This window comes from Mucilaginibacter sp. A5337, assembly GCF_059690695.1.
The window spans coordinates 1-23,180 of sequence record NZ_JCAWEC010000018.1; the positions used below are offsets into that span (position 1 = coordinate 1).

The window sequence follows — 23,180 nt, forward strand, 5'->3', positions numbered from 1 at the left end:
GTGCCACCCTTTATCACCTTCAATGGTGCAACATTGCAAAAGCCTTAGCTAATACCTAAGGCTTTTTGCGTTTACAGCCGTTTGGCTCCGGCATATCGACCGGAAAGCACTCACAATCATGGCCGCAGGCAACGCCCCTGATAACGCATTGTTGTATTTAACTTACATTGGCCCGCTCAGTCGCCGCGGGTTGGCTTCGTTCTTTTTCTTGACAAAGAGAACCAAGACCGAGCGTAGCGAGATAACGAACACACTCAAAAAAACAATAGTGAGTAACTCCAGCAAAAAGGTTTCTTTGCCGCACAGGGCCTTTGCCCTGCAAAACGGGCAGAACCACGGGCTGCAATTATTTTGCCCTGCTTTGCCCGCGCTTTCCCTTCCCTTCTGCAAAAACTTGCTATGCCCCTGCAGCCGCACCGCCCATCATTGTTCTGCCCGTTTTCGCCCGAAACTGTTTTGCTGACGGGGAATAGGAAGTGATTGTGGTTAAACTATGGTTTGGCAACAAAAAATACAAGTTAACACACATACTTTTTATTGTGGTAATAATAACTTACAATCATTTTTTTATGTTTGCGCTTCCAAAAATAGCCCTATGGAATTTGAAAAATTAGCAGCCCAAATTAAAGCAGAAATAGCCAAACTGGATACCACACCCGAACTTGATAAGATCAACAAGGCTTTCGACGAGAAGATACGCAAGGTGGAGGAAGCCCGCCGCGAAAAGCTGGCTACCGTACCCGATAATGCCGTTGAACGGAAAAAACTCATTGCCGCCCTCGAAGCCCTTGGTGAAAAGTATGTTGAACCGGCTAAGAAGAAAAGCAAGGAATAGTTTTAGCTTAGTAAAAGAATTTCAAAAGGTCGGCCGTGGGGCTGGCCTTTTTTGTTTATGTGCGAGAGGGACCGTTTGCTGTGGTGTTCAATTTTTGAAAGTGTAAACACTTTGCGTTTTATGGGAAAATTGAACGGTTGATAGTCAGATACTTACAAAATTGCAGATCGCTCCAAAAGCCCTGTTTGAACAGATGGTATCTGATAATCAGTTGTTTACAAAATTCATTTTAAAAACGTTGAACACCCGGTTTTTAAAAATTGAACACTGACAAAATGGTGTCACCAATGCTGAACTTTTTGGTGGGTAAATTTGAGTGCCTTTCATGATTGCCGGCGGGTTGGCGGCAAATAACGATGGATTATCCTGCTTTAGAACCGCGGGATGGGGCATTAATTTTTATGAACCATACTTCGGAGAAACCTTTGGTGATACAAATGATTCAGGAGGATGTGAGGAAGGCGGCGACTAAGCTTGCGCGTAAGGGGGAGGTTATGATATCGGACCCGGATGCAGTGGTGGAGGTGTTTGATATTTACCCGGCCAACGAGTGGATGACTATGGAAACCGAACACGAAACGCCGCAGATGCTGTTTGGCAACTTCTGGCTTGAGGGCGAGCTGTGCATCCTGTTTGCCGATACCAATATGGGCAAAAGCCTGCTGGCTGTACAACTGGCCGACAGCATTAGCCGCGGCGAGCCCATTGCTCCTTTTACGCTCGGGGCCGAAGCCTCGCCGGTGTTGTATATTGATTTTGAGCTGAGCGGCAAGCAGTTTGAACAACGCTATACCGACGGACAAAACCGCCATTATTTTGCCACCGAATTTTACCGCGGCGAATACAACCAGTTTAACCGCGCCAACTCGCACTATCAAAAGCTGGACAAATATGTGATTGATGCTTTAACGCGGGGCATTAAACGTACGGATGCCCGGGTGCTCATCATTGATAACATTACCTGCCTGCGCAACGGAACCGAGAGCGCCGGGGCCGCCCTCACCCTCATGAAAGAACTGAAAAAGCTTAAAACCCGACATGGTGTAAGCATCCTGGTGCTGGCCCATACGCCCAAGCGTAACCCCCGCCTGCCGCTTAGCCGCAATGATTTGCAGGGCAGTAAAATGCTCATCAATTTCTGCGACAGCGCCTTTGCCATGGGCGAAAGCCACTCCATACCCGGCCAGCGCTATTTGAAGCAAATTAAGCAGCGCAGCACCGCCGAAACTTATGGCGCCGATAATATATGCCTTGCGCAGCTTGAACGGCATAAGGGCTTTTTAAAGTTTGTTTTTACGGGTAACGATTACGAGAAAAACCACCTGCGCGATACCTCCAGGCAGGAGCGCGAACGCATGAACCGCGAGGCCAAAAGATTAAGCGATGAAGGTTTGAGCCAGCGGCAGATAGCCGAACGGCTTGGGATGAGCGCGGGCAGCGTGAACAGGATGCTGAATCACCCCCTCTAAATCTCCCCCGAGGGGGAGACTTTTAAGCTTAAGCTGGCGCACGCGTGTCGCGTGTGTCTTATCCGTATTGAAGGTATTGCCTTTTGTTTTACAGCTGAATGACTATCAAAACAAAAGATTGTGAGTTTTGTGATGAGTAGACTTAGCATACGGATCACGCGTTAAGCATGCGCCAGCGAGGAGAGCTATCGTGTACCCATATTTTTTTGTTAAAGAAAATGTCATTTCGAACGAGCTAGCGCAGGAAAAGCTGGGCGCGAGGAGAAATCTTATACGCCATGAATAGCGGGATGGCTGCTTGCAGAAGATTTCTCCTCACCACCGGCACACAATCCCGCTTAGGGTTCGTTCGAAATGACAAAACTTTTGTTTAATCAGAAGGTTTGATAAGATGTAGGGTAGCCCAGAGGCGGAGACTTTGAAGCTTTAGGCTGGCGCACGTGTGTCTTATCGGCATTGGATATATTGCCTTTTCTCTTTAAGGCCGAATGATTACCTGAATAAGAGATTGTGAATTTTGTGATGATGCAGACTTAGCGGCATACTGGACACACGCGTCACGCGTGTGCCAGCAAAGGGGGTTTTTGTTTGGGTTTGAGCAATATCGGTAAGTTTAAAAAGTTAATATGGAAATTTAACTTTGAAACCTCTGACCAAATTTATGGCAATCTATAAACCTGGTCTCTTATCACCTTATCATGAAAAGATTAATTTTATTGTTTCTGCCTTTTTTGTTTTGTTGCGCAGGCATGGCGCAGGAAAAAATTAAAGGGCAAATTTTTGAGGGTACTACTAAAACAGCGCTGGCCGGCATAAGCATCGAAAATTTAAACACCCATGTCAAAGGGGTTTCTGATGCTAACGGTTTTTTTAGTATAGATGCTAAAGTAGGTGATCTCTTAGCTTTTTGGAGTTCCAATTACGAAGCGGATACGCTTTACATCACTTCAGCGAAGAAACTGCAAATTTTGCTTTCATTAAAAACCCGGTTGCTAAATGAAGTAAAGGTTAGTGCTCAGGAAATAGCAACAGACAAATTCAAGACTACGCCAATAACTGGGCCATTCAACAGCCAGGTAGTTCATTATCAAACGAATGATAGTGGCCGTAATGTTGGAGGTGTCAAATTCGTGATTAGAAATTTGGGTAACCATGCCAACAAGAAAAATAAAGCGCAACGTTTCCTGGAAAATGAGCAAAAGAAAGAAGAAATATCAAAAGTCTTCAGTCCCGAAAATCTCAAGAATTATCTAACCATCCGGGATCAGGAACTCCGGAACTTCATCACGCTTTACATCCCGGATGTCAGGCAATACACCGCCGGCAATTTTGATTTGATTATATACTTAAATGATTGCTATAAAGAATTCGTGAAAATTCCCATAAAGGAGAGGCAATCCAGGGATTTCCTGAAACTATGGGATAAATAGTGGTGGATCACATTGCGAGGTACAAAGCAATCGCGAACTGTACGGGAATCAAAACTACCTATGCTGCCGCAAGCGTCCTCGCTTGTGGCAGCATGCTAAGTTATACAAGCGGCTCGTCATGTCGTAGACCTGAACGAGGGCCACAAGCGAGGACGCTTGCGGCAGCGGGGTAAGTGTCAGACGGAATTTAACTGTTTTCTTTTATTGTTGAATTATTACAGGAAATATGAAATTGCAAGTTTTGGGATGATGTAGACTTAGCAGGTGAGGCACGCGTGCGCCAGCGAAGGAGATAAAGAATGAATCAACAATAAAATATATCAATATGTTTTAATAATATTACATAATTTATATATCATTGTATTAACCAATTATTACCCTAATCCCTTTTATGGCAAGCTTTGATGATTTTGTTAAAAGCCTATCTTTCACAGATTATCCATTTTCGACTTTCACTACCGAAAATGAAATAGGAAAGGAGGAAAATTTATTTATAAAACCAGGCGATTATTCTCCGATTATTCAAAGCTTTAATCAAAAGAATACAATAATATTAATTGGTGATAGAGGAACTGGTAAGACTGCTATTTTGTTAGATTTTGATAGGAATCTATTAAAGGGACACTCCGTTTTTTGTTATATCGATGACTTTTCCACACTATCGAATCCATTTTTGCCCATAGATTTTTATAAGTTCCTTTTATCCAAAATAGCTACAACGTTATTCGAAAATCTGATTACTGAGGATTCAAGGCTAAAAAAGATCACGCATGAAGAAAAAGTTCTATTAACATATTTGCTTAAAAATTTTGTATCGACAGTATCCAAAAGAATTTTAAAGGATAAAATTGAAAAAATACAAGTTCCATGGTATAAAAGAATATTTAGGAGGGTATTTAATATTTCCAGAAAGCCAATAAATTATGGTCTTACGATCGGAGCTAAGATGTTAGAAGAGTACATTGTTAATCATTTTAAAACTATTCCCAAATTAACAGCATTAGATGATATAAAGAACATTTTTCCTGAGTTGCCATTAAATATAGATGAAGATTTTAACAATATTGAGTTAGGGTATCAACTTTTAGATGATACTTTAAAGATTATTAAAAAATTAGATTTTGATAGAATAGTAATTTTGCTTGATAAAGTTGATGAAGATAGTAGACTTGAAAATAATGGTGAAGCAATCGCTGAGTTTATAAAGCCTTTATTAACAGATAATAAATTGTTATTAAATGCGGATCTACAATTGGTAATATCTATGTGGTCAACACCCTTCAATTACTTACTCGAAGATGTGCGGACTCAAAAGCATTACTGTCCAAAACTTCAATGGACCGTATCTGATCTCGAACGTGCATTGAATAATAGGCTTAATGTGTTTTCTGATGGAAAAATTAACGATTTTAAAGCTTTGTTCACAGATGATTATAAACAGGAGCATTTTGATACTCTTTTTAATTTAGCGAATAGTAACCCAAGAGATCTTTGGCATTTGTTTGATAAGCTTTTGAGGAATCAATACCGCGTTAATTCAGAATCAGCCAAAATTGAGATCGAGGCTTGTCAAAATGGGATTCAAGATTTTATATCTAATTTTAATTATTTTGAATATTATCCAAGGAAGCAAAATGCTAAAGCTAACTCAATGGATTTTTATTCTTATACGGCCCATTTACTAAAACTCGATAGTGAGACCTTTACAAGAAATCAACTAAATGAGAGAGCTAATACCGGTAGTTCAACACAAAATTATGTCGTTGGTATGGAGCGGATTGGTTTAGTAGAAAAAGTAGGACAAGATGCCGGTGTTATAACTTATAGGATTAAAGATCCAAAGGTCGTTTATGCTTTGCAAAATGGTATAAAAATTGAAAAGTAAATTCCTGACATCGCCGGCAGCCCAACATTTGCCGAACGAACAAAAAGTCACAGCATTTCGATTGCAAAAAATAAACGCTGTCACCTCAGGCTAAGGCTGTTGGATATATAGCCTTCTCTTTATAGCTGAATGATTACTGGAATAATAGATTGTGAGTTTTGTGATGATGTTTTCTTAGCGTACGGGTTACACCCGGCACACATGCGTTGGCGCTGGCTTTTGTTAGCATCCAAGGTGATATCGAGTGACTTCGGTATCGAAAATTTAATAATATGAATGATTACTTGCCTTCGAACCTTTTAAATTCACCATCGAATTGAATAGGGTAATCGTTCCTTTTAGATATAAAATTGTTTTGTAAATATTCCAATAGCACCAGACCAGATGCATTGTCAACATATTTAAAGCCCTGCCTATCTAAACAAATGTTGTCTAAGATGGCATCTGGAATTTTGATACATGATTTTCCGAAGTAATAGAAATTAGTTGATACTAACACGAAAAGGCCTCTTGTATCTGTCTTTAAGTTTTTTGGGTTAATCGTTCCGTCCGGCAATGTATGATGGGAATCTTCTTGTAACCAAGAACCGTCGTTAGCCTTGTGGTATATATTATCACCGTACATCTGCTTAAAACTACCGTTCATTCGAGGTTTCTTTATTTGAAATCTTGGGTCTTCCCAATAATCTTCAAATGCCAATTTTTCAGAAACTTGCATAGCATAGATTAATTTTCCGCTAACTTTATTACTCTTTGAACCAGTGCCAAATATCCAATCCCCAATATTTGCAGCTTTACGGATATCTGGCTTACAGGTTGCTAAGGTGCAAATATTCCAGAACGGGTTTGGTGCAAACCCATAGTCTCTGGCTACTATATATGAGAAAAAACGCATCAGCACTCAGAAGTATCAATTTTTTTAGTAGGTTTTCTCGGCCCCCCTGTCAGATCTTCCCATGGACATTCATTTCCTTGAAGCACAGACATGATTTTGATAATGTCATTTGTGATTAAACCGCTTCCGAATTTTTCAAGTGCTGGAGGGATGCTTTGTGCATTACCACCCATGTATATTCCAATAACTAATTTTTCTCGTTTGTCTGCTTCTTCGATTTCCTTTTTCACACATTCATTTTCTTCTTCAGTGTTTCCTATTAAAACAAATACAATATCACATTTCTCAATCTCCTCAATTATAAATATTTCTTCGTCGTCACCGAGTTGTTCTATTTTTTCTTCTAATTCACTTAAAATTACCTCGCATTCGTTTTCTTCTAACTGCTGGATAAGCGTTTGAAGATCGTCTTCACTTACGTTTTGTTTACTAAGCAGTATTTTGTTATACTTTTTCATTTTATCTCATTTTTTAAAATTATTAAGCCTATTGCTGCATAGCCCATGATGTCCATCAAAGTATCTTCTATGCTCTCGAAATTTGGCTTGATATTACTACAATTCTGTTTTTCAACTAAATTTCTATATCGTCTGACCTTATCCCATAGGTGAACCATATTTCCGTTCAGTCCTAAATCGAAACTGGCTCCGCCGTAATCTTGATTCTTTTTTAATAATATGATTATCAACTCTTTTGTTATCTGTTGTAACTCTTCTTCCGTCATTTTGGGTTGATTTTCAGTCATTACTTTAAATGAAATTTTGCCAATAGGTCGACGATAAATCATTTTGATTTGTAAATGTTTTATCGAATTCTATTTTGTTTTCTTTTATGGTTTTACTTGTCAGCTTTTTCTCTGATAAAAGATTGAGAAGTGGATTATCAAAACTAATTGGGGCTTTATTGAAGTGAAAGGAATAAATCACCTTGGCCCAATCGTTGAAAAATCCATCTTCGAATTCTGGTATTTTAGTTGTCTTTTTTTCTCGTAACAATTTCTCAAAAGTTTCAAGTACGGATATTCGCTCATCAAACTCTTTCAGATTGTTGAAGCCTTTTTTATAAGTATGCCATTCGTCATCCACTTTTTCAATTGCAGCGAATGTCTCTATTCGGTCTTTGAAATTTTCGTAATAATGAAAGTTGTTCACAATATGATAATATTCTCCTATCTCCAGGTTTAGAATTTGTGCAAAATACTCTTGCATGAAAGTAAAGTTGAATATATTCACCCCTGTTGCACCCCATAAAAAGTCGTTGGATCGCATATGAACTATAACATCCAGTTTATTGTTATTCCTTAAAAATTGGATGTTTCTTGTACATGGAAAATCTTTTGTTCGTTTTAAATTCTGATTTTGATCAAAGCAGTCTTTTGCCGGGTCAGCTAACGAAATGATTGCTTGCCTAGTATATTGATCGTTTTGAAAGCTTTGTTCAACAAATTTGAATTGATCAACTTCCATTATTGATTCAAGATCATGAGTTTGAGGTTTTTGATGGTATCCAGTTGCATAATCGTCAGCTACGCCATTAAACCAACGCAAACGAGGGCCATAACCGCCCCTCATTGTTTCATTATTATCTGAAAAATCGTATAATTTTTTTACATAATGTCCAACCATATCCATGTCGTTTCGCCCAGAGGCCAACCATAAACTCTCTACATATGGAAGAATGTAATTCCATTCCCTTTCAGCTATTGTTATCAGCCTTGATGACGGATTGTTGATTTTTGCGACAATGGGGCTTGATAGTTCATAGCATTTAAATCCTCTGGTGTTTCGTACCACAGACTCTTTCAAGAGGATCTTTGCCATTCCTGTCAAAAAAGAATTAATTCCTTTGAATTCTTTGTAGTGCATTGTTTTATCTTATCGTTAATTCCCCATTTAGGAGGAAAAAGAAAATTAATCGGGGCTTTTGGCTGAGTGAACTTTTGTTTGATACGAGTGTTATCAACCATTAACTCAGGCATTTTTGCACGCAAATATTTGTCAGTCTCGCAAAAACAGTTCTGTAAATCAATTAATTTGGGCTCCCGTTCAAAGAGATTTTTAAAATTATTAAAACCATATTTATCTTGAAATTTTGAAAAATTATCTTGTGTATATCTAATGCAATCTTCAAAGGAATATTTACCCAGGTCAGGGAAACATTTTTTTATACCTCTTATAGATCCTATTCCCGCTTTGACAAAAGTGTTTTCGTCGAAATCTATCACTTCTGAATAATTGAAATCTATAGTATATTGATACGCCAAAAAGCCTCCCAGGAAAGAACACTCGGAGAGTATGTTAAAAATACTTTCAAGAGAATCAGCTTTTATGATCTTATCAATACGCTTTTCTTTTAGAAACTCTTGCTCCACCATCTTCAGCCATTTTTCATGTTTGGAAGAATACATATTATATTTTTGATGACTGCCCGTCATCATATAAGCTGCACTGAAAATGGGTTGTTCAATAATTCTTTCTTTTAGGAGTTTTGAGATTAAGTTGGTATTGAAATTGGTTATTTTAATCGTACCTGTTTTTTTCTCTAAGAATTCCCACGTTGCAATATTGTTGAATATTTTGAAAACTAAGATTCTGAGAAGCGTATCTTGCTCGTTAAATGATTCGTTTTGATTATAAATCACACTGTTAATCAAATATTGACTAACTCTGTCTTGAGCTCTATAGACGTTTGTGAATTTGTGTTGCGCTAAAATTTTATCTTTCGTGAAATTTGATTGTGAGCCGTCAAATCTTTTCCAAAAGATGTTCATTCTTTCTTGAATGAAATAAAAATAATATTGATATGCTTCGTCTCTTATCTTCATGATGTATATTTATTTGTGTTTGCGAAGTTCTATTGTGTCTTCATGATTTAGCGAATTTCGCTTATTTTCTACACTATCAATATACGAGATTACGTCTTTAGTTAATCCTTGTTTTGTTTGTCCATCTTTAACACCTGTTTGATAAGCAAATGATAATTGGTCATTTTTTCTACATTCAGTTATAAAAAGACCTGCAAATACAATAACTAATGCCTGATAAAGCCAAGTCAGGTAATTTTTCTTCCCACTCAATTCCTCTGTTCTTTTTGTTAATCGGTCTTCTACATCTTTAATATGTGTTAATAGTGCATTAGGGGACGCTAAGTCACCCTTTAATTGCTCAATTATCTCAGCTGAGATTTCGTTTTGCCCTTGATGTTTTCCCGTATATTTTATTGATTCGGAAAGAGTCGTCAACCAAAGCAAGAAATAAGGTCTCCCTTTGTCCATCATTATCGGAGTCGGCCCTGCATTATACACTGAGAAAATAATTTTGCCTTCGAATCCCGGATCAATATGAAAGCCTGATACGTTTATTAAGCCCTTAATTTTTTGGTGAAACTTAATTGATATAAATGCTAAATAATTTTCTGGCATCCTAATGGTTTCTTCTGTTATAAGTAATGCGAATTGCCCCGGATTAATTATTACTTGCGAATTTTTATCATCAAGGATTTCCCTTTTTTTGTCTCCGAGTCGCTTCTATATATTTGATTGCCCAATGACAATTCATAAGCAGCCTGAGAAATTTTACTTTTCTTATATGTATCGCCTAAAGCTTTTTCTAAAACAGTTTCTAATTGGGTTCCACTTAAAAAGGACATGACTTAGGTTGGGGTTTACTAAACTAATATAGTGATTATATTATTATTATGATAATATCTCTTACATAATTAATTATTATATGAGAGGGGCTAATCATAATCAGATTTTATAATACTCCCATTATCGCAAGCCACTTCAATACCCTCAGCAAACTGGCCACAAGACGCAGCCTTGCGATACCAAAGATTTTGCATTTTCTGACTATAATTATCAGGCCGTGAGCCCAGGCCGCGTTAGGGATTGCAGCGGAAAACCCACAGCCCGCACAGGCCTTCGCGCGGAGGCCGGGGCGAGGATTTGCAGCGTAAAGCCCGGGCCGCAGGCAACGCCATTGTTTTGATTTCGGAATTGGGATTTTCGATTTCGGATTTAAGGTTTTGGGGATGTTTTTTTCGTCATGTTGAACTTGTTTCAACATCTCATTTGCTAAGCCGGGTGCAGGGCAAAGCGTTTTACTTGTCCTGTGGGGTCCCGAAACAAGTTCGGGATGACGATTTAGAGGGGCATGTTGATTACTTGTCTAAGCCGGATGCTGATCAAGGCGTATCCCCATCGCGCGTATAAACTAAATGTAAAAGCGGCGCGTACAGTATTTCTCCTCACCTCCGGCGCACAAATCCCAGGCCTGGTTCGTCGAAATGACATTCTTTTTTATTGATGATAAAATTGAAAAGATGCGTATTCAGGGTTACCTTTCCGGAGGGGCGTATGGAATGAGTTTGTTTATATGCTAATTAACCATGATGCTGCTTATCGCGCGTATAAACACACCCCTGCTGCCGCGCATTTCTACCGCGCCCCCTCTTGAGCCGGGAATTTTTACCTACTGCTGCTATCACTGCCACTAAAAAACAACTGCCCACTGCAACTGCTGCTGCCACTATCACTGCCACTGAAAAAACTACTTCTCATCAGCTCCGGCACACAAATCCCAGGCCTGGTTCGTCGAAATGACATTCCTTTTTATTGATGATAAAATTGAAAAGATGCGTACTCAGGGTTACATTTCCGGAGGGGCGTATGGAATGAGTTTGTTTATATGCTAATTAATCATGATGCTGCTTATCGCGCGTATAAACACACCCCTGCTGCCGCGCATTTCCACCGCGCCCCCTCCCGAGAGGGGAATTTTTGTCCACTGCTACTATCACTGCCACTAAAAAAACTACTTCTCTTCACCTCCGGCGCACAAATCCCGGGCCTGGTTCGTCGAAATGACATTCTTTTTTATTGATGATGAAATTGAAAAGATGCGTACTCAGGGTTACCTTTCCGGAGGGGCGTATGGAATGAGTTTGTTTATATGCTAATTAACCATGATGCTGCTGATCGCGCGTATAAACACACCCCTGCTGCCGCGCATTTCTACCGCGCCCCCTCTCGAGAGGGGAATTTTTGTCCACTGCTACTGCCATGCTGCAACTGCCACTACCCACTGCCACTCCCTACTGCAACGTCACCACCTTATACAAAATCCACCCGTCGGTTTCGTAGGCCCGTTTGTAGTTTATACCGCTGTTGAGGCGGCGGATTTCGGGGATGTATTTGTCGTTAAGCTGGGTGTAGCCGGTGAAGGGGTTTTTGGGGGTGGCTATCAGGATATAGTCGTCGTACCTGTAGGGGGTTTCAATGGCCGACAGGAACGAGCCGAGCTGATAGGGCAGGGTCAGCTTTTTAATGTTATTGGTAAAGGCCACAATGGGGTATGATACGGCATCGTCCATGAGGATGTGCGTACCATCGGGCAAGCTGTTGATGTAGGCAGCTATTTCCTTGCTTTCGCTTTGATCAGTATTGGGCTCCAGGCGGTTAAGGGTGGTGATGAAACGGCGCTCGTCGGTTATGAGCGAGTGGGTTAAAAACGTGTAGCCGGTGTACAGCTGCAGCACAATTACGCAGGCCAGGCCCAGTTTAACCGCCAGCTTATTTTTAATGGTATGTACCTTAAATATGATACACAGCAGCGCCACAAATAAAAATATGAGGTAGTACTGGTAGGTGAGGAACAGCTTATCATACTTAATATGCAAAAACTCCACAAAGGCAAACAGGGTGATAACGGTTAGCACGTGATAAGTGCTTTCGCGTAGCAGGTACAGGCCAAACAGTATCAGCGGACAAAAATAAATTACCCTTAATGAAACCAGGATGCTGAGCTCAGGCAGCTGGTAGTTTACCGCAGTTACGGTGGTATCGTAATTAAGCTTGTCGACAAGTACGTTCCAGGTGGCCAGCGGGCTTTCCATAAAGTAGTTGTAGTCGCTGGCATGGGTTTGGTTAAGCAGCTTGTAGCAAATGAGCGATACTACGGGGAGGATGAACAGGATGATGTAAATGGCAAAGGTTTTATTAATGAGCTTACGCCTTAACGACGGACTGTTAAAGCTCATGAACAGCCTGAAGATGGATTCCTTTTCGCCCAGGTTAAGGCTGGCCAGCGTTATTGAAAGTACCAGCGGAATAAAGAACAGCGTAAGCCAGATAAAACGGTAATCGCAAAAAATAAGCGTTACCAAACACATACTGGCTATGGATATGTGAAACGTGGTGTTTGAGCGGTAAAACTTGAGCAGGTTAAGGAAAAAAAGGTATACACAAATAACCACCAGGTATATGGCTTTGCCCGAGCAGGCCATATAAATAATACCGGGATGCAGCACAAACAGCACGGCTACCATAATGAGGTAAAAATCATCCTTAACACGGATGAGGAAGGAGCGCGAAATAAGGTAGAAAAAGCCTGCCGTACCCAGTGCCGATGCTATTACCGGGGCCAGGTAACTGTTTACCGACGAAAATATAAGCGACGAGTAAAAAGGCAGCAGCGGCGCTGTGAGGCCCATTACCTTTAGGCGGTTGCCCAGCCCTTCGAACACGATTTTGGTTTTTTCGATATAAAAAAGGCTCTCCTGGTTATAATAGCCCAGCTGGTTAAGGTAGATGCCTATTAAAAGGTACCAGGCTGCCAGTACCAGGGTAAATATAAACAGGTATGTACTTTTGGCAATTTTCATTTAATAACGTTTGTGGGGTTATTAACCTTACTTAAACCGTGGTTGGTTTTTTCCCAGTAAAACGGATTGGTGATAAGCTGGTACAGGCCCATATAAGCCGCCACCGAGTGCATAAGCCAGTAAACGGGATTGGCTATGGCAAACAAAATGAGCTCGAAATAGCGGCGTTTAAATACAGCCATCATGTTGATATAGATCATGAGGATATTGCCCACCATAAGGTTGAATATAGACATGAACAGCACCCAATCAGGAAACAGGTTGCGGATGGTTGAAAAATCAAATATCAGGTAACAGATAAAGATGAGCAGCAGCACCGGGTAAATGAGGAATGTTGCCGATGTAGCGCCGATGAAAAAGTTAAAGCCCAGGAAACCGCGAACCCCTATCTTTTTAATAAGGGCCGCGGGGTTGCGCATGTGCACCAGGTAGGTTTGCATGTAACCTTTGATCCAGCGCGAGCGCTGGCGGATCCAGTTCCAGAAGTTGTTGTTGGCTTCTTCGTACGTGGTGGAGTTTACTATGGCTACCTTATAACCTTTGGCATAGGCACGTACGCCAAGGTCGGCATCTTCGGTTACGTTAAAGGGGTCCCAGGCGCCAAGCTCAATCAGCACATCCATTTTAAAGTGGTTGCTGGTGCCGCCAAGCGGGATGGGGATATCCAGCGTATCCAAACCGGGCAGCATATAATCAAACCAGTACGAATACTCGAGGGTGAACATCCGGGTAAGGAAGTTCTCGTTACGGTTGAAGTAGTTGAGCGCGCTTTGGATGCAGATATAATTTTCGGGCAGCTTGTGAAACAGCGCCACTACTTTTTTAAGCTGATCGGTATCGGGGATATCCTCGGCATCGTAAATAGTAAGGTATTGTCCCCTTGAAAAATGCAGACCGTAATTACAGGCCTTCGGCTTGGTTTTAGGCATGTGGAAAGGCACCACAATAACTTCAAACACGGCAGGGAAATCGAGGTTTTTTACTGCGCCGAGGGTTTTGCTGTCGTCTTCTTCAATAAGCAGTTTGATATCCAGTTGCTCGCGCGGATAATCAAGACTTTGCAGGTTCCAGATAAGCTTTTTAATCAGCTTATCTTCTTTGTAAACGGGCAGCAGTATGGTGTATACGGGCAGCTCATCATCTATAATAGCGCGCAGATCATTTTTGGTAACGGCCTGGTGCAGCTCGAACCGCGAACCCACCAATGCCAGGAACAGCTTAAAAATAATAGCCACCAAAAAAAACGAACTGATGACCAGGTTAATGCCGATGGATACGGTTTTAAAGTTAAGGAACAGACCAACGGCGGTAAATCCCCACAAAATAAATATAAAAGCAAGCTGCGGCGCGGTGAACGTTGTTGAGGCCGAACTTTTAGGGTCGCGCTTGAGGAGTTCAAAAACGGATGACTTCACATATTTTTGTCCGGTAAGCTTGTGGCTTAGCCAGGTAATCTCGAGGTCGGATGCTACGATAACCTCGGGTTCCAGGTCATAGGTGAACCTTACAAAATCGAGGAAGAGCTCATTGCTGGGGTCGGCCATGATGGTAACTACCTTATTGTTTTCGATGCGGAGTGGGAGGCCCAGCTGGTCGTTGGCAAATTTAAGGTCGACCTGGTCGAGGATCTTTTGGTCGAAGGCCTCATTGCGGATCTCGGCAAACTGGTAGCCTGCGTTGCCTAAGGAGCGTTCATAGTTTTTGCGGGAAACATAGCCGAAGTTAAGGGCTATTTTAAGGTATGACATACCCGATCTTTCCGAAAAAGCATGGATCTTTTCCTGGTCGGCCGGCGAAATGAACCCGTCGGCAACCAAAATATCAGGAATTGAAATACTCAATGTATCCATATTAGGTGTTTTATAAACCTCACCCCCCGCCCTCTCCAAAGGAGAGGGAGCTTTTTTTAAGTTCTTTCCAGAGAGGGCTCCGGTTTGTCACTGTATTTATGATGATGCCTTAGCCTCACCTAAATCCTCTCCAAAGGAGAGGACTTTAACTTCATTTTACTTAAACCCTCTCCTTTGGAGAGGGCAGGGTGAGGTTTTAATCGTTAAACAAATCCTGCGATTTTTGAACTTTTGAACGCACATACAGGAACGAAAGCAGGATCAGGATCAGGATGCCTAACAAAATGTACAGGTTATAGCTGTCCCAGAAACGGGTAAGACCGCTCTTGGTATCAATGTACTCCAGGTTTTCGCTGGATTTGTTGATGTTGAACAGGTATTTGTTGGAGTTAACATCCGAGATACAAACATTGCTGGACAGGGTTGAAAGCTGCTCGGTAATGGATTTGGATACCGCCAAAAAGGCTTCGGAAACATGCGTGCCGGTAGCAGTAAGTACGAGGGTAGCATTGTTGCTTACGCCGTAAAAGATCTGCGCCAGGCCGTTTGATACCGTATCCGAAAGGGAATAAACCGGTTGGTTGTTATCAGTGTTGTAAAGCCTGAAGTTCCTGTCGAACTGGATGGGGGCATCGCGAAACTCCTTAAGTATTTTATCATCTTTTGATAACAGGGCTATGATATTGTTTTGCTTCAGATCAATTGGCTTCAAATCTTTCGAGTAAACAAACTCGGGGAAGTTATTGGCGTTGATGTTATTGTTAAGCTCGTAAATGATCTCGCCCATAGCACCGGCGGCATATTTGGCGTATTCCTCGCTTACTACAATTTTGGTTGTGCCCTTGTTAAATGCCTCGGGATACTGGTAAAAGCTCAGGTCGCTGGTAATGAAAGGGTTTTTTGATTCGAGGTATGATTTATCAACGTCAACCTCGGCAAAAAAGTTGGTGAAGCTGTTGCGGCAGTTACCGTTGGTAGGGTAAAACCTGAATTCGGCCTCCAGCGTGTTGTATTTATGGTGCTGATAACGGTTAATGGTGATACTGCTGTTCAGCTTGCCCGATGCATCCAGTTTTTCGCTGCTGATGAGCAAACCGTTAAGGTATATGTTGAAGAAACCACGGTCGCCGGGGGCAAGGCCGCTGTAATTGGCTATAAAACGGATCTCCACTTCTTTAGGGGTGAAGCTAAAATCGCTGTTTTTAAAGCTGTAAGCGCTCTTTAACGAGCCAATGCCCGACAGGAAATCGCTCACACCGCCAATCTGCTTTAATGATAGCTTTGAACGGTTTTCGTCGATGGTTTTAAAGAAGGTGTTCTCGGCCTGGTTAATGAGCAGGTAATCGCCGTAGGTTGAGTTAAGCACATTCATGTTGCCCAGGGCGGTAATAGCCTTTTCGTAGCCTGTATCATCGCCACCGGTAATAAACAATACCTCTTTAGGGGCTTGCTCCTGCGTTACGGTTTTAACCGGCACTAACTGCCCTTTTACATCAACCATATGCACAATGGTATCTGTAAGCAGGCTTACCGATTTGTGCAGATAAAATAAGCCCTGGTTAGCTTGCGGGGTAACTTTTACCAATGCACGCGCATCGGCAGGTAATTTGTCAATGGCACCTACCCTGATGTAGTTACGAACACTGTCGGGTAGTTTGCTTTCTTCATAAACTGCAATTTCACGTGTTTGGGTCTTTTTTAACCTCGAATAAGCCCAGGCTACTGCCTTAAGGTCATGCAGACTTGGGTTTGAAGGATAAACGATAGCTTTTTTTGAATCGAAGCAGTTGCTGATATTTACGTTATCAAAAAAGTTTTTATTGCTTTTAACCAATGATAGGTATGAGTAGTTTTTGATCTTTAACCACATTGCCGGGTTATCCAGATCCTTACACTGATCGTCGGTAATGGTGAGCAGGGTTTTGATCTGTACCTTCAGGAACTTGTCGGGGCTCAAGTCGGCACGGCTCAGGTTAAGGGTGATCTTCTGGATAGAATCGGGCCCCAGGCGGCTGCTGTATGCCGGTTTGTTATTGATAACCAGGTTAATATATGAATGCGATTTTATCAATGCCTGCGACGGTTCAAAAAACAAAACCAGTTTACTGCCATTCATTTCAACCAAAGGGGTAATCTTGAAGTAAAATGAAATAGCGCCGCTCATGCCGTATACCACGTCATCTTCATGGCCATAGGATTTGAAGGATACAATGCTGTTGCCCTGTGCCTGCGAAGCCGTGTTGAATAATAGAATAAAGGCTAATAAGGTAAAAAACTTATTCATTGATTATAAATATTAATTTATTACGTAAAATTCTACTCTGAAATAATTGCCGCTGTCATCACTGCGATAGCTGAGCTCGCCGCCCATTTCCTGGGTCATGAGCTTGGCAATTGATAAACCCAAACCTAAGCGGCTTTCGGTAACGCCCGATGTATCGTTAAGGGTTTTAAGCTTGTTAAACATCATTTCCAGCTCCTGCTGGCCTATTGCTATACCTTCGTCGATGATCTCAAAAACAAAGCGCTGACGTTGCAGGCTGGTTACCACCTTAATGCTATTATTGGTTTGCGAAAACTTAATAGCGTTTGATAACAGGTTCTGGAACACCTGGCCTGTAAACACCTTATCAAGCCTTACGTTGAGGGGCAGCTTCAGGACATTATCAATGAGGTGGATGTTTTTCATGAGAGCCGTTTCATACAGGCCTTTAAAAACATGCATCACTTCAACGTTGATATCAAAGATCTCCATGTTGAATTTCATATCCGGCGATTCGATCTCCTTAACATCCATCAGCTTGTTAAGCATGTACTGCATCTTATCGGCCGATTCGGAGATGTAGCCAACAAACTCTTTCTGATCATTGCTGAGCCTGAAATCCTCCTCCTTGATCATGTTATTGCTCATTACAATAGAGCCAATAAGGTTTTTAAGATCGTGCCCGGCAATATTGATGAAGCTGTTCTTTTGGCTGTCAAGTTTGCGGAGCTGCTCATATTGCAGGTCGATAAGGTTGTTTTTTTCGGCGATATCCTTGTTTTGCTGTTTAAGCTGTTCGTTTGATTTTTCGATCATGATCTGCGAGCGCACTTCACGCTGGATCACTTTGTACCTTGCACTGGGTATTAAGCAGGAGATACCGGCAATGATAAAGAAGATTTGCCCGCCGTTGCTTAAAACCAGGTCGAGATTGTATTCGCTTAGCAGGTTAAAGAAAATAGCAAGCAGCAACAATGCCATTAAGGTTTGGATAATGGAGTTTAATGGTTCCCAAAAGGCCTGCAGGTTAAAAAACAGCAGGGTAGTGGCAAACAGCATAAAGTAAATGGTTAAAAACTGGATGTTTACCAGGTTGCACAATACCGCCGCCGTTACCGAAAGCATAAAGAAACTTATATGCAGCAATATGCGGTAACTGAACTGTTTATGCTGAAAATAGCTGAACAGGCCATATATAATAAGGATAGTTATAATGCGGATGATGAAAAACTGCAGCCAGAAGTTTGTGGCATAAATAAAATCAACAATACTAAAAAGAGGGTACAGGAATATAATTGTCCAGATTATGTTATTGGTTTGATACCACGCCTTTTTTGAGGTCTCTCTAATTAATTCTTCTTTAGTAATTTGAACAAACATTATTTGTTATCTTGAATTGTAATTAAAAATTAAGGCCGCTGTTTAAATTAATTCAGTTAAATATTGCTTGACAAAAATATTTGTTATACGATAATCCAAACAGGTTTGTTATTGCTGTTATTAACAGTAATTGCTCCTGTTGCAAAAAGCCGTCCAATTCCTCAGCAAGCCCGGGCTGCTGCTTTTAAACGTGCCCGAAGTTTAAACAATGGCATCAGTATTTCATGGCTTGAACAAACCTGGGCCGAAAACTCACTGCCCCAAAACGCCCTTAAAAAATCCGATTTTCTGCTGCTCAAAAAATTGGGTTTTAAAAGCATCAGGCTGCCGGCTGCTTTTACTTCCTTTAGCCCGGCAACAACCGCGCAGCTATTTACCTATGTAGATAAAGTTGTTGAACAATGCCATACTTATGGATTTAGGTTAGTGATAGATTATCATTACGGCAGCTTAAATGATAATAATTACCTTACAGAAACACCCCGGATAATTGATTTGTGGCTAAAAATAGCTAAAAGGTATAAAAACGCAAGCCACGATAACCTGTTTTTTGAGATCTATAACGAGCCGCCCCATATCAGCCCCAAAGTGTGGAGGGATGCCGCATACAATATTGTAACTGCAATCCGTAAAATTGATAAGCAACGCACGCTTATTGTAGGGGCATCAAACTATAACAGTATCTACGAGTTAAGCAGGTTTGAAAGGCTGGCCGACGATAATATTATTTACACCTTTCATTTTTACGAACCTTTCTTTTTTACCCACCAGGGGGCAAGCTGGGTGGGCGACCAGGTAGCTACCACCGGGGTATCATTTCCATACAATGCGGAAAATTTTCCTGCACTTAATCCACAAGCAAAAAATACCGCTGGCGAAAGTAACTACCATATGTACCCGCGCGATGGTAACGAACAGTCAATAAATGATAAACTGCTAATTGTAAAAAACTGGGCGTTGAAATATGATGTTCCTGTTATATGCGGCGAATATGGAGTTTACAACAAGTATGCCGATACGGATAGCAGGTGCCGGTATATTAAAGCGGTACGCAAAGCTTTAAAGAAACTCGATATTCCTGGCATGATTTGGGATTATAACAGTAATTTTTCGCTGTTTAACGGCAGCCCGGCTATTGAAAATTTACCCTTGTGTATGAAAGACGCAATTAGCAGTGCTCAGTGAAAATTTAACTATTAATGTTACAAATTTAGTTACCTTTGCTCACTAATATACAGTTATGAGATTTTTTGAAGAAAAGCGCAGAGAAGTAATGGTGCACATCGAAAAGTTCATGTTAGAAAAAATACATGAATACCTGAAACCGATTGACACCATTTGGCAGCCGTCTGATTTTTTGCCCGATTCTTCAAGGGATTCTTTCTTTACCGAGATTAAGGAATTGCAGGAAAGCGCCGCAGGCCTTTCGTACGACCTGATTGCCGTTTTAATTGGCGATACCATTACCGAGGAGGCTTTGCCTACTTACGAATCATGGCTTACCATGGTTGAAGGTGTATCTGACAATGAAGAAGGTGGCTGGATGAAATGGACCCGCCACTGGACAGGCGAAGAAAACCGCCATGGCGATTTGCTTAACAAATACCTGTACCTGTCTGGCCGTGTGGATATGCGCATGATGGAGATCTCAACCCAATACCTTATTTCAGATGGTTTTGATATCGGTACCGGTCATGACCCTTACCGTAACTTTATATACACTTCTTTCCAGGAGCTGGCAACCAATGTGTCGCACCGCCGTGTAGCCTCACAAGCCAAAAAATACGGCGATCCGCTGCTTTCAAAAATGTGTGGTGTAATTGCGTCAGACGAGGCACGTCATGCTAAAGCTTACAAATACTTTATCGAAAAAATATTTGAAGTAGATCCAAGCGAAGCCATGATCGCTTTTGAAGATATGATGCGCAAAAAGATTGTAATGCCTGCCCACTTCCTGCGCGAGGTTGGTTTAAAGGTTGGTCAAACTTTTGGCCATTTTACCGATGCTGCACAGCGTTTAGGTATTTACACCGCTATCGATTATGTGGATATTTTGAAAGAACTAATAACCGACTGGCATATTGAAAGCGTAACAGGTTTGGACGAAGCCGGCGAAAAAGCCCGCGATTACGTTATGAACCTTCCGGCCCGCTTACTGCGTGTAGCCGAGCGCATGAAAAACCCAATGCTGGAGTACAAGTTTACCTGGATAAACGGGTAACCGATCAATCAAATTTTAAAGAGGAACTCTGTCCACGCGTCATTGCGAGGTACGAAGCAATCGCGAGCTGTACAGGGCGGACCTGGAAATCGGGGATTATTAATAATTATAATTTGTTTTTATAGGTATTAATGAGCTCCCTACGGTCGGTTGTCTTCGTATCTTATAATGACGTGATCGTAAGTTATTGATTATTAAGTGTGTTTCTTTGAGTGAGTTTTATAATATGGGCGTTGCCTGCGGCCCGGGCTGTACGCTCATACTGCACAAGGCCTTAGCCACAGGCCGGTATCCGCTCCCATCCCTAACGCAACCCAGCGCACCATCTCTAAAAAGTATCTTGCACGTCATTACGATTTTTTTCAGGATTTCCCTGATGGTTACTCGCAATGACGTCTTTTTTTATCTTTTTTCTGTTAAAACAAGCGCAATTCAATTTGCATTTACTCTTCCCGCTCTATCTTATACCCCGGCTTTTTATATCCATCGGTAACGTAGTTTTCCGGGATTTGGATATGGCTGCCATCGCGTATTGCAGTGAAATGCGGCGACATGATCTCCATCCCTGCTTCATTAAACTTATCCTGTATATTTTGGTATAGCCTTGAATAAATGACAGCCATTTTGCCCGGCTGATCGGTATAAGCATTGATTTGGTAGCTTACATTAAAATCATTCAACGCGGTTTGCAGTACAAAGGGTTTGGGATTAGCGAGGATCCCATCCGTAGCTTCTGCAGCGTTGATGAGCAGGTTATGGATAGTTTCCCAGGGCGCGTCATAACCAATGGTAACACTGGTGTTCAATATCAACCCTAAAGTTTTTGATGACGAGGTATAGTTAACTGTAGCGCCGCTTAAAATAGAAGCATTGGGTACGGTTACGTCTTCGTTTTTAATGGTACGTACCCGGGTAACCAGCAGGTTTTTCTCAATGACATCGCCCATAATTTCGCCAACCTTTATCCGGTCGCCAATTTTAAAAGGGCGCATGTAAGTGAGCACAATGCCCGATACCATATTGGATATTGCCGAAGATGATCCAAGCGAAAACAGCACACCAATAAAAACAGTTACCCCCTGAAATACTTTCGACTGCGAGCCTGGCAGATAAGGGAATATCACCACAAACATAAAAGCATACATCAATACACGGATGATGTTGTAAGTTGGAATAGCCCATTCGGGGTAAAAACCTTTTAGGGTGATGGCGCCATTAGCGATTTCGGTGGCTATAAATTTTACCAGTTTTACAATGTATCGCGTAACCAGATAGATAACAGTTATGGTAAGCAGGTTGGGGATAAAATGTACAATAGCCAGCAGGATGCTTTTCAACGGATCAACCACAAAGCCGATGAGTTGCGTAGCAATAGGCTGCGACGAAGGGAAAATATAAAATAACACCGGCAAAGCGAGGTAAACGAGCAGCAGGATGATGAGCAACCGGCCAATATTGATCAGTCCGCTGATAAACGGAAGCAGGCGCGAGGCGTAGGCTACCGGTGCGCCTTTGTCTGCCAGTTTTTCAACACGGCGTTCCCAACCCCATATGATTTTTAGTTTTATCCACCTGAAACCTTTATTTACTACCCAAATCAGTACAATAAGCAGTATAATGACGGCAACGGCTTCAAGTACGTTGGTCATTAATTGTTTAGGACTGTTGCTTTCAAAAACGTTGCCCAGTTTGTTTTTTAATATAGATAGGTAGCTTGCTGCCAGTTGGGGCCGGTTAAGTTCGGAGTAGGATGCATCGGTATTGTTAACGCCCATGATCATCTGGCCGTTATAGGTTATTATCGATACGGAAGTGTCGTTTTTAAGGGTTAGCGAATCGGGATTAAAATCTATCCGGCTCATCAGGGCCTTAATACGCCGGGTAACAATCCCGGCGCGCTCTTTCGGGTTAAACAATCCCTGCGGGGCGTAAAATTTAAACAGGGTATCTTGGTTAATAATTACCGGTTCGCCGTTTTTAGCGGGAAGTTTTTGTGCCTGTGAGGTAAATGCAGCAAACAGAAAGAGGATGAGCAGGCTATAAATTTTAGGCATAGGGATGTTTTTCTGTTAAAGCTAAAAAATATTTGGCGGAAATAAGATTTTGTAAAGTGCTGACCTTTCAACGTGCCAACTCACCCCGACGTCGCTTCGCTTGTCACCCCTCTCTGTGCAAGCGCAAAGAAGGGGGATTTTTCTCAGAGGCTGTTTTGTTTAAGATGTTTTTATGTGGAGGCGCATCACATGCGTCTCTCATAGGTTTAAGTTAACCCACAAAATCAATAGTGAA

19 protein-coding genes are annotated in these 23,180 nt (G+C 41.6%); 7 read left to right on the forward strand and 12 right to left on the reverse strand.

What is annotated here, in order from left to right; translation table 11 throughout:
- The first annotated feature begins 118 nt into the window (after positions 1-118).
- The 5 genes from AC59JO_RS29350 (at position 119) to AC59JO_RS29370 (ending at position 5,619) form a co-directional block, all read left to right on the forward strand.
- The gene (locus AC59JO_RS29350; RefSeq protein ID WP_497309941.1) at positions 119-463 is read left to right on the forward strand and encodes a hypothetical protein; all 345 of its coding nucleotides are present in this window, start codon (positions 119-121) and stop codon (positions 461-463) included.
- A 132-nt stretch (positions 464-595) separates the two neighbouring features.
- On the forward strand, positions 596-835 hold the full coding sequence (locus AC59JO_RS29355; RefSeq protein ID WP_110585715.1) for a hypothetical protein: 240 nt from the start codon (positions 596-598) through the stop codon (positions 833-835).
- Between the two features lie 401 nt (positions 836-1,236).
- Positions 1,237-2,304, forward strand: coding sequence for an AAA family ATPase (locus tag AC59JO_RS29360; RefSeq protein ID WP_497309944.1), 1,068 nt, complete (start codon positions 1,237-1,239; stop codon positions 2,302-2,304).
- Between the two features lie 698 nt (positions 2,305-3,002).
- The gene (locus tag AC59JO_RS29365) at positions 3,003-3,734 is read left to right on the forward strand and encodes a peptidase associated/transthyretin-like domain-containing protein (protein ID WP_497309946.1); all 732 of its coding nucleotides are present in this window, start codon (positions 3,003-3,005) and stop codon (positions 3,732-3,734) included.
- A 391-nt stretch (positions 3,735-4,125) separates the two neighbouring features.
- Entirely contained in the window at positions 4,126-5,619 is a 1,494-nt protein-coding gene (locus AC59JO_RS29370) for an anti-phage protein (RefSeq protein ID WP_497309948.1), read from the forward strand.
- Positions 5,620-5,899: 280 nt separating this feature from the next.
- On the opposite strand, the gene AC59JO_RS29375 is transcribed toward AC59JO_RS29370, so the two are convergent.
- The 11 genes from AC59JO_RS29375 to AC59JO_RS29425 form a co-directional block, all read right to left on the reverse strand.
- The gene (locus tag AC59JO_RS29375; protein ID WP_497309950.1) at positions 5,900-6,514 is read right to left on the reverse strand and encodes an Nmad2 family putative nucleotide modification protein; all 615 of its coding nucleotides are present in this window, start codon (positions 6,512-6,514) and stop codon (positions 5,900-5,902) included.
- Positions 6,514-6,972, reverse strand: coding sequence for a TIR domain-containing protein (locus tag AC59JO_RS29380; RefSeq protein ID WP_497309952.1), 459 nt, complete (start codon positions 6,970-6,972; stop codon positions 6,514-6,516). The genes AC59JO_RS29375 and AC59JO_RS29380 overlap by 1 nt, the downstream gene beginning before the upstream one ends.
- Positions 6,969-7,259: a nucleotide modification associated domain-containing protein gene (locus AC59JO_RS29385; protein WP_497309954.1), complete on the reverse strand. Its 291-nt coding sequence runs from the start codon at positions 7,257-7,259 to the stop codon at positions 6,969-6,971. The genes AC59JO_RS29380 and AC59JO_RS29385 overlap by 4 nt, the downstream gene beginning before the upstream one ends.
- 4 nt (positions 7,260-7,263) lie before the next feature.
- Positions 7,264-8,379 carry a thymidylate synthase gene (locus AC59JO_RS29390; RefSeq protein WP_497309956.1) on the reverse strand — a complete coding sequence of 372 codons (1,116 nt, stop codon included), beginning with the start codon at positions 8,377-8,379 and terminating at the stop codon, positions 7,264-7,266.
- Positions 8,340-9,338, reverse strand: coding sequence for a nucleotide kinase domain-containing protein (locus AC59JO_RS29395; protein ID WP_121233197.1), 999 nt, complete (start codon positions 9,336-9,338; stop codon positions 8,340-8,342). Before AC59JO_RS29395 ends, AC59JO_RS29390 begins: the two co-directional genes overlap by 40 nt.
- A 9-nt stretch (positions 9,339-9,347) precedes the next feature.
- Positions 9,348-10,013: a dCTP deaminase domain-containing protein gene (locus AC59JO_RS29400; protein WP_497309984.1), complete on the reverse strand. Its 666-nt coding sequence runs from the start codon at positions 10,011-10,013 to the stop codon at positions 9,348-9,350.
- A complete protein-coding gene (locus AC59JO_RS29405; RefSeq protein WP_497309958.1) occupies positions 9,986-10,162 on the reverse strand; it encodes a hypothetical protein in 177 nt (58 codons plus the stop codon). The genes AC59JO_RS29400 and AC59JO_RS29405 overlap by 28 nt, the downstream gene beginning before the upstream one ends.
- A gap of 1,446 nt (positions 10,163-11,608) precedes the next feature.
- The gene (locus AC59JO_RS29410) at positions 11,609-13,177 is read right to left on the reverse strand and encodes a hypothetical protein (protein WP_497309960.1); all 1,569 of its coding nucleotides are present in this window, start codon (positions 13,175-13,177) and stop codon (positions 11,609-11,611) included.
- Positions 13,174-15,027, reverse strand: a complete 1,854-nt coding sequence (locus tag AC59JO_RS29415) for a glycosyltransferase family 2 protein (protein ID WP_497309962.1) — start codon at positions 15,025-15,027, stop codon at positions 13,174-13,176. The genes AC59JO_RS29410 and AC59JO_RS29415 overlap by 4 nt, the downstream gene beginning before the upstream one ends.
- Before the next feature lie 196 nt (positions 15,028-15,223).
- Positions 15,224-17,311: a cellulose biosynthesis cyclic di-GMP-binding regulatory protein BcsB gene (locus tag AC59JO_RS29420; RefSeq protein ID WP_497309964.1), complete on the reverse strand. Its 2,088-nt coding sequence runs from the start codon at positions 17,309-17,311 to the stop codon at positions 15,224-15,226.
- A gap of 12 nt (positions 17,312-17,323) precedes the next feature.
- Positions 17,324-18,670 carry a sensor histidine kinase gene (locus AC59JO_RS29425; RefSeq protein WP_413666050.1) on the reverse strand — a complete coding sequence of 449 codons (1,347 nt, stop codon included), beginning with the start codon at positions 18,668-18,670 and terminating at the stop codon, positions 17,324-17,326.
- Between the two features lie 111 nt (positions 18,671-18,781).
- Between AC59JO_RS29425 and AC59JO_RS29430 the strand changes: the two genes are divergently transcribed.
- A complete protein-coding gene (locus AC59JO_RS29430) occupies positions 18,782-19,855 on the forward strand; it encodes a glycoside hydrolase family 5 protein (protein WP_497309966.1) in 1,074 nt (357 codons plus the stop codon).
- Between the two features lie 55 nt (positions 19,856-19,910).
- Entirely contained in the window at positions 19,911-20,891 is a 981-nt protein-coding gene (locus tag AC59JO_RS29435; RefSeq protein ID WP_413666052.1) for an acyl-ACP desaturase, read from the forward strand.
- A gap of 443 nt (positions 20,892-21,334) precedes the next feature.
- Here the strand turns inward: AC59JO_RS29435 and AC59JO_RS29440 are convergent, their stop codons facing one another.
- On the reverse strand, positions 21,335-22,945 hold the full coding sequence (locus tag AC59JO_RS29440; RefSeq protein ID WP_497309968.1) for a mechanosensitive ion channel family protein: 1,611 nt from the start codon (positions 22,943-22,945) through the stop codon (positions 21,335-21,337).
- Between the last annotated feature and the right edge of the window lie 235 nt (positions 22,946-23,180).